14 protein-coding genes and 7 tRNA genes are annotated in these 14,853 nt (G+C 46.7%); 18 read left to right on the forward strand and 3 right to left on the reverse strand.

Annotation, left to right across the window (positions count from 1 at the left end; genetic code table 11):
• Positions 1-3 precede the first annotated feature (3 nt).
• Positions 4-192, reverse strand: a complete 189-nt coding sequence (locus tag BUQ78_RS00965) for a MoaD/ThiS family protein (protein ID WP_014806784.1) — start codon at positions 190-192, stop codon at positions 4-6.
• A 128-nt stretch (positions 193-320) separates the two neighbouring features.
• Between BUQ78_RS00965 and BUQ78_RS00970 the strand changes: the two genes are divergently transcribed.
• From BUQ78_RS00970 to BUQ78_RS01005, 8 genes are all read left to right on the forward strand, one after another.
• Positions 321-395 (forward strand) — tRNA-Ala (locus BUQ78_RS00970).
• 12 nt (positions 396-407) lie between these two features.
• A tRNA-Pro gene (locus BUQ78_RS00975) sits at positions 408-485 on the forward strand.
• A 340-nt stretch (positions 486-825) separates the two neighbouring features.
• Positions 826-2,928 (forward strand): KAP family P-loop NTPase fold protein, encoded by a 2,103-nt coding sequence (locus BUQ78_RS00980; RefSeq protein ID WP_074199007.1) that lies wholly within the window; start codon positions 826-828, stop codon positions 2,926-2,928.
• Positions 2,929-3,135: 207 nt separating this feature from the next.
• Positions 3,136-3,212 (forward strand) — tRNA-Gly (locus BUQ78_RS00985).
• 11 nt (positions 3,213-3,223) lie between these two features.
• Positions 3,224-3,300: transfer RNA gene (locus tag BUQ78_RS00990), tRNA-Arg, on the forward strand.
• 257 nt (positions 3,301-3,557) lie between these two features.
• Entirely contained in the window at positions 3,558-4,115 is a 558-nt protein-coding gene (locus BUQ78_RS00995) for a flavodoxin family protein (RefSeq protein ID WP_074199008.1), read from the forward strand.
• Positions 4,116-4,193: 78 nt separating this feature from the next.
• Positions 4,194-4,270, forward strand: a tRNA-Ile gene (locus tag BUQ78_RS01000).
• A gap of 6 nt (positions 4,271-4,276) precedes the next feature.
• A tRNA-Ala gene (locus BUQ78_RS01005) sits at positions 4,277-4,351 on the forward strand.
• A 52-nt stretch (positions 4,352-4,403) separates the two neighbouring features.
• Here BUQ78_RS01005 and rsmA read toward each other — a convergent pair.
• Positions 4,404-5,246: a 16S rRNA (adenine(1518)-N(6)/adenine(1519)-N(6))-dimethyltransferase RsmA gene (gene rsmA / locus BUQ78_RS01010; RefSeq protein ID WP_074199009.1), complete on the reverse strand. Its 843-nt coding sequence runs from the start codon at positions 5,244-5,246 to the stop codon at positions 4,404-4,406.
• A gap of 82 nt (positions 5,247-5,328) precedes the next feature.
• Positions 5,329-5,406, reverse strand: a tRNA-Pro gene (locus BUQ78_RS01015).
• Between the two features lie 164 nt (positions 5,407-5,570).
• On the opposite strand from BUQ78_RS01015, the gene thrS reads away from it, so the two are divergent.
• The 10 genes from thrS (at position 5,571) to BUQ78_RS01065 (ending at position 14,852) form a co-directional block, all read left to right on the forward strand.
• Positions 5,571-7,445, forward strand: a complete 1,875-nt coding sequence (gene thrS, locus BUQ78_RS01020; protein WP_074199010.1) for a threonine--tRNA ligase — start codon at positions 5,571-5,573, stop codon at positions 7,443-7,445.
• 265 nt (positions 7,446-7,710) lie between these two features.
• Positions 7,711-8,211 carry a translation initiation factor IF-3 gene (gene infC / locus BUQ78_RS01025; RefSeq protein WP_014806780.1) on the forward strand — a complete coding sequence of 167 codons (501 nt, stop codon included), beginning with the start codon at positions 7,711-7,713 and terminating at the stop codon, positions 8,209-8,211.
• A 19-nt stretch (positions 8,212-8,230) separates the two neighbouring features.
• Positions 8,231-8,431, forward strand: a complete 201-nt coding sequence (rpmI, locus tag BUQ78_RS01030; protein WP_014806779.1) for a 50S ribosomal protein L35 — start codon at positions 8,231-8,233, stop codon at positions 8,429-8,431.
• 28 nt (positions 8,432-8,459) lie between these two features.
• Positions 8,460-8,819 (forward strand): 50S ribosomal protein L20, encoded by a 360-nt coding sequence (gene rplT / locus BUQ78_RS01035; RefSeq protein ID WP_074199011.1) that lies wholly within the window; start codon positions 8,460-8,462, stop codon positions 8,817-8,819.
• Between the two features lie 68 nt (positions 8,820-8,887).
• Entirely contained in the window at positions 8,888-10,135 is a 1,248-nt protein-coding gene (locus tag BUQ78_RS01040; protein ID WP_404792217.1) for a TrkH family potassium uptake protein, read from the forward strand.
• Between the two features lie 17 nt (positions 10,136-10,152).
• Positions 10,153-10,809, forward strand: coding sequence for a potassium channel family protein (locus tag BUQ78_RS01045; RefSeq protein ID WP_014806776.1), 657 nt, complete (start codon positions 10,153-10,155; stop codon positions 10,807-10,809).
• Positions 10,810-10,831: 22 nt separating this feature from the next.
• Positions 10,832-11,872: a phenylalanine--tRNA ligase subunit alpha gene (pheS, locus tag BUQ78_RS01050; RefSeq protein WP_074199013.1), complete on the forward strand. Its 1,041-nt coding sequence runs from the start codon at positions 10,832-10,834 to the stop codon at positions 11,870-11,872.
• Complete coding sequence (pheT, locus tag BUQ78_RS01055) at positions 11,872-14,265, forward strand: phenylalanine--tRNA ligase subunit beta (RefSeq protein WP_074199014.1); 2,394 nt, start codon at positions 11,872-11,874, stop codon at positions 14,263-14,265. The genes pheS and pheT overlap by 1 nt, the downstream gene beginning before the upstream one ends.
• A 15-nt stretch (positions 14,266-14,280) precedes the next feature.
• Positions 14,281-14,598, forward strand: a complete 318-nt coding sequence (locus BUQ78_RS01060) for a hypothetical protein (protein ID WP_014806773.1) — start codon at positions 14,281-14,283, stop codon at positions 14,596-14,598.
• A gap of 5 nt (positions 14,599-14,603) precedes the next feature.
• Positions 14,604-14,852, forward strand: coding sequence for a cell division protein ZapA (locus BUQ78_RS01065; protein ID WP_014806772.1), 249 nt, complete (start codon positions 14,604-14,606; stop codon positions 14,850-14,852).
• Position 14,853: the final 1 nt, after the last annotated feature.

The raw sequence follows: 14,853 nt of genomic DNA on the forward strand, positions 1-14,853 counted from the left end.
AACCTATCCTCCGCTGACGGTATTTATGATGCGAACGTCGTCGTCAGGCAAAAGCAGTTCGTCTTCCGTCGTTATGGTGCCGTTTCTCACTACGACGGCTTCGCCTCTTGTCAGAGAAAATTTTTTGAGCAGTTTATTTACGGACATCGGTTCATTGAACTCAAAAACTTCACCACGGTAACGCACCTTCACCTTAAATGTGACCTCCCGTTGCACTTTAGTAAGCCCGATTTTTGTCTTCCAGCGCGACAATATACCATATCACGTGGCATCACACTTGACAAGCGACCAAAGGGGCGCTTACAATGAAGATCGCCAAAGGGGCTGTAGCGCAGAGGGAGCGCGTTTCCTTCGCACGGAAAAGGCCGGGGGTTCGAGTCCCCCCAGCTCCACCAAAAAACAAACGTCGGGGCGTAGCGCAGCCTGGTTAGCGCACCTGCTTTGGGAGCAGGGGGTCGAAGGTTCAAATCCTTTCGCCCCGACCAAAATATAAAAAATTAATGAAATCAGTTCAGCTAAACTGTTCATGGTATTCTAAATTATGCCCTGGCATTTATAACGACGCCAGGGCTTTTTATGTTCCTGCAGAGTATGGCTGTCGAAACAAGCTTAAGCATGACCAACAACACAAACAGCGTGACATAAATACATGTAATAAAATATCGTATTTGCATCGTCATCTATGTTATTTCGTACAAATATGGTATGATGATATAAATTAGTGATATGTGATCTCTTTCAACTAGTTTGGCCGGACAGATTGAGTTTCAAGTTTCTCGGACAGGGGCATCAAATAGACCAAGACCCGGAGATGATATTCGAGAAATGCTGAAAAATGACAGGCCAATTTTGAAATCAAGCGATGATAAGTTTAACCGGAAAAATTTCGCAGAGATAATCGCACGATCGATACGAAGTTGTTCCGAATCAAGTTCATCTAGTTTTGTCTTCGGAATTTCAGGAGAATGGGGTTCTGGCAAGACGTCAACTATAAATTTGGTTAAAGAAGTTTTGGGGGAAGAAGATAAGAAGAGTTTTAAGATTATCGAGTTTTCTCCCTTGTTTTTTCAAGGAAGTCAGGGGTTGATTTATGAATTTCTGACACAGTTTGCAATTGCTTTAAATGGTACAGGCAAACCACTTAAAGACACCAACTCAAAAGTGATGGAACTGGCGCAAATCCTCAAGCCACTTGAGTATATTCCCGGAGTAGGCAAAGTGTTTGGAGCGATTTTAAACGCTACTAAAAGTTTTAACCAATTTTTGCACAAAAACAAGCGAACTGTAGAAGAAATTAAAAAAAACATAAGCGAAAAAATTAAAAACAAGGGAATAAAATTTTTGATAATCATGGATGACATTGATAGACTTCCTGAAAAAGAGACTGTTTTGATGCTAATGATTATAAGATACATTGCCAATTTTGATAATACATATTATTTGCTTGCATATGATCATACACTTCTTTCTCGAATATGTGATTCAATACAAAAAGATCACGGAGAGGAATTTACAAAAAAAATAGTTCAATTCTCCTTTCAATTACCTAGTTTTCCTAAACAGGAATTAGCGAATATGTTTTGGAGAGAGCTTAACGATGTAATCAATTTTGATGAATTAAAAATGTCCCAGAGGGAACGCCTTGAACATCGAGGACGTAAATATATTGAAGATTCGCTTAGGAACCCTAGAGATATTATTCGCCTAATGAACACTTATACGCTGAATTTGAACAATGCCAAGCAACAGTTGGATATTATTGACCTTCTTTATCTTTCTTTTATCGAAGTGCTGGGCTATGAGCTTTATGTACATATTCGTAATAATAGGTCAATTTATACAGGAGAAAGAATGACCTATCTATCGAAGGACGAAAGAGAAAGATACAAAAAGTCAATAAAATCGGATATAGATGATATCACTTCTAAATTAGATTGGTTTGGTCCAACATCAAAAAAACTGTTATCAATTCTTTTTCCCGATATTCGGGAATATTTGTTGGGAGACAAAGCCATAAGGCTTGAAGATGAAGACATAGTGTCATTAAGGTCAGATTGGCGTCTTGCGGCACCTGAATGCTTTGAATCATACTTTTCGTTACCCATACCACCAGAAACAATAGGGAGACTGGAAATGGAGACGATAATCCAAGCCTCTTTAAATGAAACAGAACTTGAGAATCTATTTAATTCTTTTAAAGACAGGGCGTATTTGTATCTGCTTTATCGTTCACTCGAGGATCTCTCAATAAACCCAGATTTTAAGTTATCAGTAGAACAAATCAAAAACCTAAGTTATATGCTTATTAGGGCAAGCGAGGAAGCGACCATTTCCGAAGAAATCCTTTATGAACCTCTAGATGCAGCGGCACAAATTATAGAAAACATTATAAGCAACTTAGACTCTGAAGAAAATAAAAGAGAAATCGTAGACTATATTTTTGATAAAACAAAGCATGCTAACGGAGAGTTGATTTACTTCCTCCTGAAAGTTTTGACTTTTCTTTTTACAGGATACATAGCATTATTTCCTCAAGAAACGACTCGGGAATACGTTAAGGAATTAGTGCATCTATATGAAGATAAGCTTGACGTAAATATTCTAGTGAAGTCGGAAAATTCCATACCGATCCTTCTTAATTGGCAATTATGGAGCAACAAAGACGAACATTTCAACGCTTTTCTGGAAAAATTGACAGATAATAAATATTGTCTAGTCGAGCTGATAGATTCATCGGCATCAAAAACACTAAGATCTATGCAACCTTATATTCAATATTCAATAAGTCGAGAATGTTTCGAAAGGCTAGGGCTGATAGATTTTATATACAGCAATGCACAAGATCTTCTGAACGTAGCGAAAGAGAATAAAGAAGAATTACAACATCCATTGGAAGTCGAGAACTTTCTTGAAACCTGCTTGCAATAGCAAAGCACTGAGAAGCTCAGGCAGGTGCTCGGCTGGTGTATCTGTGAACCTGTTATCCTTGCGCCTGTTGACCACCAAAACAGCGTCCTCAACATAAATCCGACATCTCGGAAAACCTGCTTTTTAGGAGCGTCGGCCACGACTGAATTTTGCCTCCAAGGTATTGCGCAACCACATCCGTTATGTTAGTATTATTCGCGTCGAGGGGCGGGAATAGCTCAGCTGGCTAGAGCGACGGCCTTCCAAGCCGTAGGTCGCGGGTTCGAATCCCGTTTCCCGCTCCAGATTTTTTGAGGCGCCCGTAGCTCAACTGGACAGAGCAACGGACTTCTAATCCGTAGGTTGTGGGTTCGAGTCCCGCCGGGCGCGCCATGATTACTGTGCTCACCCCTCGCCGACGTGGGACAACGATGGAATATTTTTTAGTGGTTGTCGTTCCCTTCACGAAAGATACCTCATGAGTGAACTTTTATTCATTCCGAATATAAAAACATTTATTGTAACAGGCACATCAAATGAGCTTGGTGCAAATTCTTTCGCATTATGCGATAATATAAAAGTTAGGATTTACTAAATATCCTGATATCCTGCGTTACGCGCAAATTTCAACCTAAAGGGGGTATATATTGATGAAAGCCATCGGAATTATCTGCAGCCCGCGAAGGAATGGAAATTCGGAAGTGTTAGTCCGTGAAATTTTAAAATCCAGCGGTTGTAAAGATCTTGAATTTTTTTATCCCAACGAAATGGATATAAAGGGATGCCAGGCATGTTATTCCTGCAAGGAACAGGGCAAGTGTGTTGTAAATGACGACATGCAAACCATTTATAAGGAAATAGAGAAGGCTGATATAGTCGTGTTTGGCGCACCTATCTATATGTCGGGGCTAAATGGCCAATTCAAGATAGTCTTGGATCGTCTTTTTGCCTTTCTTGGCCCTGCACCTGAGTTTAAAAGCCGCTTGCCCAAGGGCAAAAAGGCCGTTTTAGTCGTCCCTCAGGGATACGAAAACGTCAAGGAATACGAAACTCACATAAATCAAATGAGGGATGCAGTAGCCTCTATAGGGTTCGAAGATGTTAAGGTGCTATCGGCTCCCGGCCTTAACGGCCTTGGCGAAGCAGCAACTAGGCCTAATCTGATGGAGGAAGCCAGGAAAATAGGGCAATCACTGGCACAAGCCTAAGATTTGCCATGGAAAGCAAAATTCGAGACAAAAAGTCCTTGCTAACGACCGGCAAACTATGATATATTCATTCCCGATGGGCCGGTAGCTCAGTTGGTTAGAGCACACGCCTGATAAGCGTGAGGTCGGTGGTTCGAATCCACTCCGGCCCACCATGTTTTGGGGATGTAGCTCAGAGGGAGAGCGCCTGCCTTGCAAGCAGGAGGTCGGCGGTTCAAGTCCGCTCATCTCCACCATGAATATAAAACGGACTGCTTTTAACAAGCAGTCCGTTTTTGTCTTATGTTGCTATAAAGTCAAGATGTGTTCGTACAATCGCTGCCAATCGTCCGCATTGAGCTCTTCTGCGCGAACGGTAGGAGATAGGCCCAACTCTTTCAAAAGCCCATAGGCCTGCTCTCTATCCTTAAAAAAGTCATAAACGCAGGCCAGGTTATTCATTAGCGTCTTGCGCCTTCTTGCAAAGGCAACTTTCAGCAGCCTCCTCCAGGGTCGCTTCGACGCCAGGTCGTAGTTTTTGTCGAGCAGTATCTGGACGATGGCCGACTCGACCTTCGGAGCGGGCCAAAATACTGATGGAGGCACTTTTTTGGCGATTTGGACTTGCCCCATCCTTTCAATGGTTATCCCAAGTGGAGAACGATCCTTTGTGCCAGGTTTAGCACACAACCTTTCAGCCAAATCCAGCTGAAGCATCAAGACCAGTTCCTTGGTGCCCATGGGCGCCAGATGCTCCAGGATCTGCCATATTAAAGGGGTTGTTATATTGTAAGGTATGTTGGCTAACACCTTAGTTGGAGAGGGCGAAAGCTCCTTTAGATTTACGGTTAAAACGTCGGCCCATATCAAAGATGTCCTGGTCTCATGCCTTTTTAACAGCGGTTCTAGAAAAGGCGCCAAAGTTTTATCAATTTCTATGATATGCAAAAAGCTGCACGGGCTATTTAGTATCTCCCTGGTCAACATGCCCCGACCGGGACCTATTTCCAGGACAACATCTCGCTCGCTGATTTGAGCATAATCCACCATACAGCGAGTAATATTGGGATCTATCAAAAAATTCTGTCCAAGAGATTTCTTCGGACCGTGGCCTTTCCCTTTTTCTGTTTGTCTAAATGATCTGTCCCTCATGCCGTGTTATACTTCACCTTCCTATCCCAAGATAGAGCTTACTACGAAAAAAGGCGGGGCAATACCCCGCCTTTTCTTGCTATGGTCGGGACGAGAGGACTTGAACCTCCGACCCCCTGCACCCCATGCAGGTGCGCTAGCCATGCTGCGCTACGTCCCGGTGCAAGATATATTTTAACCTGCAATATGGACTGGGTCAAGCAAATTAGTGATAATATCTTTAAGATAAGCCCGTCAGAAATAGGCGTATGCCTAGAGACTTTCCTGTAGACGGTTGTGGTATAATTTAAAAACCTATTAAATTAGGCATGGGAGGGGATATAATTGCCAAACAGCGAACACCGTAAAAAGGCTTCTGAAGTGCTCAAGGAACGAGGTATAGATGGCGATGTAATTGCCGTAAAGATAGACGGAAAGATGTACGACCTCGATGCTTTAGTGGAGGAAGACGCAACGATTGAACCGGTTAGAGTGGATAGCCCCGAGGGCATAGAGATACTGAGACATTCCGCCTCACACATAATGGCTCAGGCCGTTTATAGGCTTTACCCCGGCACAAAATACGGCGTCGGCCCGGCCATAGAGAACGGCTTTTACTACGACATGGATGTCCCGGTCGCCATCACCGAGGAAGACCTTCCGAAAATAGAAGACGAGATGAAAAGGATCGCCTCTGAAGCCATTCCCTTTGAGAGGCTCGTGATGAGCAAAGAGGAAGCCATGCGCCTGTTCCAGGAACGCGGCGACGTCTATAAGCTCGAGATATTGAGGGACATCGAGGACGACACCGTTTCGCTTTACAGGGTGGGAGAATTTATCGACCTCTGCAGAGGGCCTCATGTACCGAACACTTCTTACGTCAAACACTTTAAGCTTCTTTCATTGGCCGGGGCTTACTGGCGCGGAGACGAAAGAAACCCTATGCTTACCCGCATTTACGGAACGGCTTTCTCCTCCGAGGAGGATCTCTTAGCTTATTTGACCAAGATAGAAGAAGCCAAACGCAGGGATCATCGGCGTATCGGCAAGGAGCTGGATCTATTCAGCCTCCAAAACGAGGCACCCGGATTTCCGTTCTTTCATCCGAAGGGAGTAGTGATCTTAAATACCTTAGTTGACTTCTGGAGAAAGGTGCACATCCAAAGGGGATATCAGGAGATAAAGACACCCCTGATATTGGACCAAGATCTGTGGATTCGCTCAGGCCACTGGGACCATTACAGGGAAAACATGTATTTCACTGAAATAGACGAAAAACCCTTTGCCATAAAGCCCATGAATTGCCCCGGAGGAATTTTAGTGTACAAAACTCAGCTTAGGAGCTACCGCGACCTGCCGTTGAAGCTAGCAGAGCTTGGGGTAGTGCATAGGCATGAAAGGTCCGGCGTCCTTCACGGACTTATGCGCGTGAGGTGTTTCACCCAGGACGACGCCCATATATTCACCTCGGAGGAACACATAAAGGAAGAGATAACGGACATAATGGAGATGGTGCAGTACATTTACGGAGTCTTCGGATTTCCCTATCACATAGAGCTTTCCACCAGGCCGGAGAACGCTATGGGCGACAAGGTGCTTTGGGATAAGGCCGAACAGGCATTGCAGGAAGCTTTAGAGGACCGTGGCGTGGAGTACAAGTTAAATCCTGGCGACGGTGCCTTCTATGGCCCCAAGATCGACTTCCATCTGGAGGATTGCATCGGCCGAACCTGGCAGTGCGGTACTATACAGCTCGATTTTCAGATGCCGGAAAAATTCGACATAACATACATTGGACCAGATGGGGAGCCCCATAGGCCAGTCATGATACACAGGACAATACTTGGAAGCTTAGAGAGGTTTTTAGGCATCCTTATTGAGCAATATGCTGGAGCGTTCCCTTACTGGCTAGCTCCTGTCCAGGTCAAGATATTGCCGGTATCGGACGAACATCTGCCTTATGCCAAAAAGGTGGCATCCGCCTTACAGAAAAAGGACGTCAGGATAGAGGTAGACCTGAAGGAAGGAACTCTTGGCAAGAAGATCCGCGATGCCCAGATGCAAAAGATACCTTACATGCTCATAATAGGCAATAGAGAGGTTGAAAAAGGCGTCGTATCCGTGCGCGATCGCAGCAAGGGGGATCTTGGAAGCATGAGCCTGGAGGCTCTAGTTGAGCTTTTGGGCAACGAGTATCATCCCTTGAAAGACGATTTTTAGTTTCAGATTTTCGCAAACTGCTTGCTTTTGGATAGATTTCATGCTATATTGCATAATCATTGCTTATGGCAATAAGCAGAGGGCCCATCCCTCTCACCCGGCGGCGCAGGGGCAGCTTTCCGGGTCAAAGGGTCGATAGTGTACAGACTATGAGGGACTGGGTGTGTCTTTTGCCAGTCCCCATATTTTATTGTGGAGGTGACCGGTTATAGCGAAAGTTAACGAACCGCGGGTAAACGAGGAAATTAAGGTCTCCGAAGTCCTGTTGATCGACGCCGATGGGTCTAAGGTAGGAGTCGTGCCAGTTCAACAGGCGTTGCAGTTGGCCGAAAACAGGGGGTTGGACTTGGTAGAAGTTGCGCCTCAGGCCAATCCCCCGGTATGTCGTATCATGGATTACGGCAAATACAGATATCAACAGCAAAAACGGGACAAAGAGGCCAGAAAGAAACAGAAGACCCAGACGATTAAGGAAATAAAAATGCGCCCGAAGATCGACGAACATGACTACAACTTCAAGGTAAAGGCGATCAAGGAATTCTTGCGCGAAGGACACAGGGTCAAGGTCTCCGTATTCTTCCGCGGCAGGGAGATGTCTTTCCTGGATAAGGGCAGAGAGGTACTCGAAAGGGTAGCGAAAGAATGCGACGGCCTGGGAAAACCTGAAGCCGAGCCTAAAATGGAAGGTCGATACATGCGAATAATGCTCGTGCCCGTTCAGCAAAAAGCGGAGGCCAAGCCATCCAAGATCTCGGACGAAGATTAAGGTAAAGGGAGGAATTGTCATGCCAAAGCTCAAAACTCACAGCGGCGCCAAAAAAAGGTTCAAAATAACGGCAACGGGAAAGGTTGCCTATAAGAAGGTGGGCCGCGGCCATTTGCTGCGCAAGAAAAACCAAAAGCGCATTCGTTCATTGAAGCAAAAGGGGTATCTCGACGACGTCTTCGCGAAAAAGATAAAACAACTGATGCCCTATTCCGATTAATCGTGAGATATCAAAGGAGTGAAACGCCATGCCTAGGGTAAGAGGTGGAAGTGCAAGCAGAGAAAAGAGAGCTAAGCTCTTTAGGATTACAAAGGGATATTACGGCCGCAGGAGAAATGTCTTAAAGCGGGCCAGAGAGGCAATGCTTCGGTCCTTAAGCTATGCATACAGAGACAGGCGTAACAAAAAGCGCGATTTCAGGAAGCTGTGGATAACGCGCATAAACGCCGGAGCACGTATTTATGGAATGAATTACAGCACCTTCATCAATGGACTTCGCAAATCGGGCATAGAGGTCAATCGGAAGATGTTGGCAGAACTTGCAGTTTCCGACATTGAAGCCTTTGGGCAGCTCGTCGAAAAGGCTAAGGAGGCGTTGGTCCGATAGCTGTTAAGACTTACAGCTCTCTCAACGTAGAAAAAACCATAGTGCTCGGGTTCCTATCGCTCATAGCGGTGGGAACCTTTTTGATATGGCTTTTAAATCTGGAAGAAAAGCCCATTTCGTTGATCAATGCACTTTTCACGGCAACATCAGCAGTCTGTGTCACCGGACTTTCGGTCGTTGATACGGGAGGCGATTTGACATTTGCCTCTCAGGTTGTCTTAATGTCATTGATTCAGCTGGGTGGCCTCGGCATCATGACGGCCATGACGATTGTGCCACTCTTGGTTGGGCAACGCATCGGCCTTCGTCAGCGGTTTTATTTTGCCAAGGAAAAGGGGTTGGACTATCCGTCGGGCGCAGTTAAGCTTTTAATTCATATCATTAAGGTAACAATGTTATTTGAGGCAATAGGCTTTGGGCCGCTTTTTCTGTCATTCGCCCGCGAGATGCCCGTCGGCAGGGCCTTTTTTGCGGCAATTTTCCATAGCATAAGTGCATTTTGCAATGCAGGCTTCTCTCTTTTTTCCAATAACCTTGAAGGCTACAGCAATACATTTATCGTGCCTGGAACCATAATGTTTCTGATAGTTTTCGGCGGATTAGGGTATCCATTTTACATGGAGCTTACATCGCGCGTGAAGACGGAAAGAAAGCTCACCCCCTACATTAAGTTGGTCATATTGGCGACGGTGTCTTTGATACTTTTTGGCACGCTCTCGCTTCTTTTGGTCGAATGGAACAGGTCTTTAGCGGGGTTTTCTCCTTTGCTTAAGATTTGGAATGCCCTTTTCATGTCGATAACACCAAGAACAGCCGGCTTTGACACGATAGCTCCTGCAAGCCTTTCTAAGGCAGGTTACGTCATAACCATACTGCTCATGATCATAGGGGCATCGCCATCTTCGACCGGAGGTGGTATAAAGACGACCACGGCGGGAGTCCTTTGGTGTACAGTAAAATCCAACCTGAGGGGCAAACCTCCCTCCGTCTTTGCGCAATCCATCTCGATCGATCTGATCGTCAGCGCTACGACATTGGTGATGCTATACCTTGCGACGATCTTCGTAAGCGTAATTTTCCTTTCCATAATAGAGCCCTTTTCCTTCGAGCAGCTCCTTTTCGAAGTCGTGTCGTCGCTTGGTACAGTGGGTTTGTCGCTTGGCATTACGCCGCAGCTTTCTGAGACGGGCAAGCTGGTCTTGGTAATTTTGATGTTCTGGGGACGGGTAGGCCTTGTGACGTTCATGTACAGCGTGTTCAGGAAGAGGGAGAAGGAAAATATCGTTCTCCCGCGCGCTTATATCCCCATCGGATAAAGAGGTGTTAAGATATAATGAACGACAAAAATACAGTTATCGTCATTGGACTGGGCAGGTTTGGACAATCGGTCTGCAGGCGGCTTGCAGCGCTGAAACAAGAGGTGATAGGCGTAGATAACGACATGCATCGAGTCGAAGAGGTGGCTGACATTATAGATTTAGCGGCCCAGATCGATGCAACCGATGAGGAAGCGTTGATCAAGATCGGTGCAAAGGAAGCAAACGTCGCTATCGTGGCTATCGGAGAGAACATAGAGGCGAGCATATTGGCTACTTCTATATTGCGCGGTCTTGATGTAAAACACATAATAGCGAGGGCACAGAATTCGCTACATGCCAGGGTCCTGGCCCAGGTTGGAGCCCATAGGGTGATATTTCCCGAGCGGGATATGGGCATGAGGCTTGCAGACACCATAGTTTTTCCATGGCTTAGCGAGTTTGCCACCTTGCCTGGCAGTTCTTACCTGATAGGGTCCATCGACGTTACGGACGAGATGATAGGCAAGACGTTGGCTGAGCTTAACTTTAGGAACAAATATAACCTAACCATTCTCATGCTAGAAAGAAAGGGAACAAAATTCATTCCGGGCCCCGATACGGTACTGCAACAAGGCGATATACTTACAGTCATAGGGGAGCGAGAGGATATAGATAAATTACAAAATCTCTAAACAACGGCAAGGGGGATGAAAAGTGAAACTGGAATCTGACGCCATACTAGAAATAAAGGAAGTCTTCATGAAGGAGCTTGAAAAGACAGAAAACATTGAAGCCTTAAATGAGCTGCGCGTTCGATACCTTGGCCGAAGGGGAACAGTGACGCAGATGCTCAAAAGCCTGGGCACCTTGCCGGAAGATGAACGCCCTAAAATGGGCAAGGCTATAAACGACTTAAAAAACGACATAGAAGACATGATCAAGAAACGTCAGCAGGAATTAATCGACCTCGAAGAGAGCAGCTTGGAGCGCCTGGACGCCATTGACGTAACTCAACCGCCAAAGGGCAGGCCCTGGGGCGGATTTCATCCGGTAGTCGAGGTTATGCACGAGCTTATAGATATATTTCTCGGCCTTGGTTTCTCTGTGGCCCTTGGCCCAGAGGTGGAGGACGACTTTCATAACTTCGAGGCACTAAACATCCCTCCCCACCATCCGGCCAGGGATATGCAAGACACCTTTTACCTCGAGGGAAGCGAGCTGCTGCTCAGGACTCATACATCGCCCGTACAGGTCCGATCCATGCTTAAATACGGGGCGCCTTTGCGGATAGTCTGCCCCGGCAAGGTCTACAGGCGTGACAGCGATCCCACCCATTCTCCAATGTTTCATCAATTAGAGGGCCTTTTGGTGGACACCGACGTATCCGTATCGGACCTAAAGGGTTGCATGATACACTTCATCGACAAGGTGTTTGGCAGGCCACTTAAGTCGAGGTTCAGGGCAAGCTACTTTCCCTTTACTGAACCATCGCTTGAGATGGACATAGAATGCATCGCATGTTCCGGCAAAGACCCAAGTTGCAGGATATGCAAGGGCACCGGATGGCTTGAGGTGTGCGGAATGGGCATGGTCCATCCTAACGTCTTGCGTGCAGGCGGCATAGATCCCGAGATTTATAACGGATTTGCCTGGGGCTTGGGAATAGACAGGGTTGCCATGCTCAAATACGGGTTAAACGATCTACGAATGTTGTTTTCAGGAGATATTGCCTTTCTCACTGGAGGTGTCGTCTAATGCTCGTTTCATGGAATTGGCTAAACGAACTCGTATCCCTTCCGACAAGCGCTTTGGAATTTGCAGATAAGTTGACCATGGCAGGAGCCGAAGTCGAGGAGATAAACCAAGTTGCCTGCAAGCTCAACGGTGTCGTCATAGCCAAGGTAACGGATATATCGGTTCACCCGACAAAGAAAAACCTAAAGGTCGTGACCTTATCGTGGAACGAAGGGACGGCGACGTGCGTCACGGGAGCTCAAAATGTCAAGGAGGGCGACTTCGTTCCCTACGCGCCTCCCGGGGCTGTCATAGCCGACGGCACGACACTTGGCATCGAGGAGTTCGAGGGGATCAAAAGCTACGGCATGATGTTGTCTGCCGACGAGATGGGCTTGCCGTTGCTTTCTCAGGAGGAAGGCATACTCATCCTGCCCCCAGATGCACCCCTGGGCGAAGATGCAGCCTTGTGGCTTGGCATAAAAGACACCGTATTTGACGTATCCATAACGCCCAATAGAGGCGATTTACTAAGCATGGTGGGAATGGCCCGCGAAGCTTGCGCCTTGTTTCCGGATTCCTTGTTAAAGGATATCAAATGTCCACCCATCCACACGCACCCTGATTGGCCCGTTAACTTCCGGGGCGTCACCTTAAAAGATCCCGGATGTCCGCTTTATGGGTTGGGCTTTGCCGAAGAATTAAACGTAATCCCTTCTCCGATTCAATATCGCGTGAAGTTGGCCTTAAGCGGCGTTCGTCCGATCAGCAACGTGGTAGACGTGACAAACTACGTGATGCTGCTTTTCGGACAACCGTTGCACGCCTTCGACTTCGATAAATTGCCCGCTCCTGAGATAACGGTCAGGTCATCCAGGGCAGGCGAAAGGATAGTGACACTAGACGGCAAGGAGCACGAGCTTTCCGAAGGCGACTTATTAATCACCAGCGGAGGGATGCCCATCGGGCTTGCAGGGGTTATGGGGGGTGCCAACAGCGAGATAGACGCCACAACTAGAAGGATATTGATAGAGTCGGCACATTTCCTGCCGCCTAGAATAAGCACTACGGCCAGGCGCTTGGGGATAAACAGCGAAGCAGCTTACAGATACGCAAGGGGGGTAGACAAGGCCAAAGTTCCTCTGGCGTTGGCATACGCATTAGACCTCATGAATCAATGGAAATGTGGCAATGTTTTCTTTTCCGTGATAATGGAAGGAGATCCCAACCCCAAGGAAAGGCTGGTGCCGCTTACATCCAAGAAACTTAAGACCTACATAGGGGTAGATGATTTGACAGAAGCATCGAAGGTCCTTTCGCCCTTGGGATTTGAAGCAAGTACATCGTCGCTTGAGCGCATTATCTTTAAGGTCCCAAGCTTCAGAATGGACGTCGAGATAGAGGAAGATCTGATAGAAGAGGTGGCCAGATTGAAAGGCTACGACGAACTTCCTGCCAGGCTGCCCGGCAAAATCCACGACTCGGCGACGATAGGAGCAGAACCCCGCGCTGAAAGAAAGATCAGGGAGACGCTGATGGCTCGAGGTTACATAGAGCTTTTAAATTACAGTTTCATATCGCCAAAATTTGCAAAGGACCTACAGCTTCCCCTCTCCGATAACAGGGCAATGCCATTCTCGCTTGCAAATCCGATAAGCGTCGAGCAGTCGGTCCTTCGAACGTTTTTGCTACCGGGGATGATTTACGCCATATGCGATAACCTGAGGAGGGGCTGGCGATTCGCGATAAGGGCGTTTGAGATAGGAAACGTATTCATAAAGGAAGGCGAAAGGCTCAAAGAGGAAAAACACGTAGCGGGAGCGATATTTCTCGGAAAGGATGACAGATCTCCTTATGGCGATGCCGTTAAGGATGACTTTTTTACAATTAAGGGAGATTTGCAGTCGTTAGCCAGGGCCTTTGGGTTATCCTTTGACGTGATCCCGGGTAGCGAACCCTTTGGCCATAGCGGTCAAACCGCCGACGTGTTGTTTGATGGACGAAAGATAGGCTTTATCGCCAAGATAAAGCCATCAGTCGAACGACAGCTCGAGCTGCCGTCACCTCTTTATGTCTTTGAAGTGGCCTTTGACCCATTCCTTGCACCTCGAGCTCCGAGATTTGGCGAAACCTATCGATACCCGGCTGTTTACAGGGATATTTCCCTAGTTGCACCCGAGAACATGACGGTCAAGGAAGTCAGCTCCATAATACGGGAGCTTGCATCCGAATTGGTGACCTCCATAAGGCTATTTGACGTTTACAAGGGCAAAAACATCCCCGAGGGACATAAAAGCCTCTCCTTTACCCTTGAATATAGACACCCAGACAGGACCTTAAGCGACGAAGAAGTGGACCGCATTCACAACGAGCTCAGATCGCAAATAGAGTCCAAGGGGTTAAAACTAAGGTAAGGAAGGTGAAGGGACATGCAGCCGTTGGAAAAGATTGAGCAGCTGATAGACAGTTTGTGCGAGAAATTTGCAGCTATCAGGGAGGAAAATGAAAGGCTTTACAAGCAGATTGAGACCTTTAAAGGACAATTGCAGGAAAAGGACTTGGAGATCATCAGGTTAAAGAAGGATCAACAGCGCCAAATGGAGACATTGGAGCGCGAGCTGATGAGATTGAAGAAGGAGAGGTCCGAATATGAGGACAAGTTGTCGAAGCTGCATCAGAAGTTATCGGCATCTCTAGGAGTTTCAACGGAAGAAAGCAAGCGCAATAATGAAGAAAAGCAGGGTTGATATCTGTGAGCGAAGATAGATATCAAAAGACCATCGAAGTGACGTTAGGGGGCAAGCGATACCCTGTAAAGACGAGCCTCGACGAAAAGACCATGGATAGCGTCCTTGAGGTGTTAAAGGATGCATTTTCACGAACGCCCCACCGACTCAGTCAGGAAGAAAGGCTTCTTCTGACGGCCCTGCATCTGTGCTATGATATAGTTTCTTTGGAGCAACGATTGCAAAAGGCCTTGAAAGATGCGGAGGGCAAGTGAT

It is taken from the genome of Acetomicrobium flavidum (genome assembly GCF_900129645.1).
GTDB lineage: Bacteria > Synergistota > Synergistia > Synergistales > Acetomicrobiaceae > Acetomicrobium > Acetomicrobium flavidum.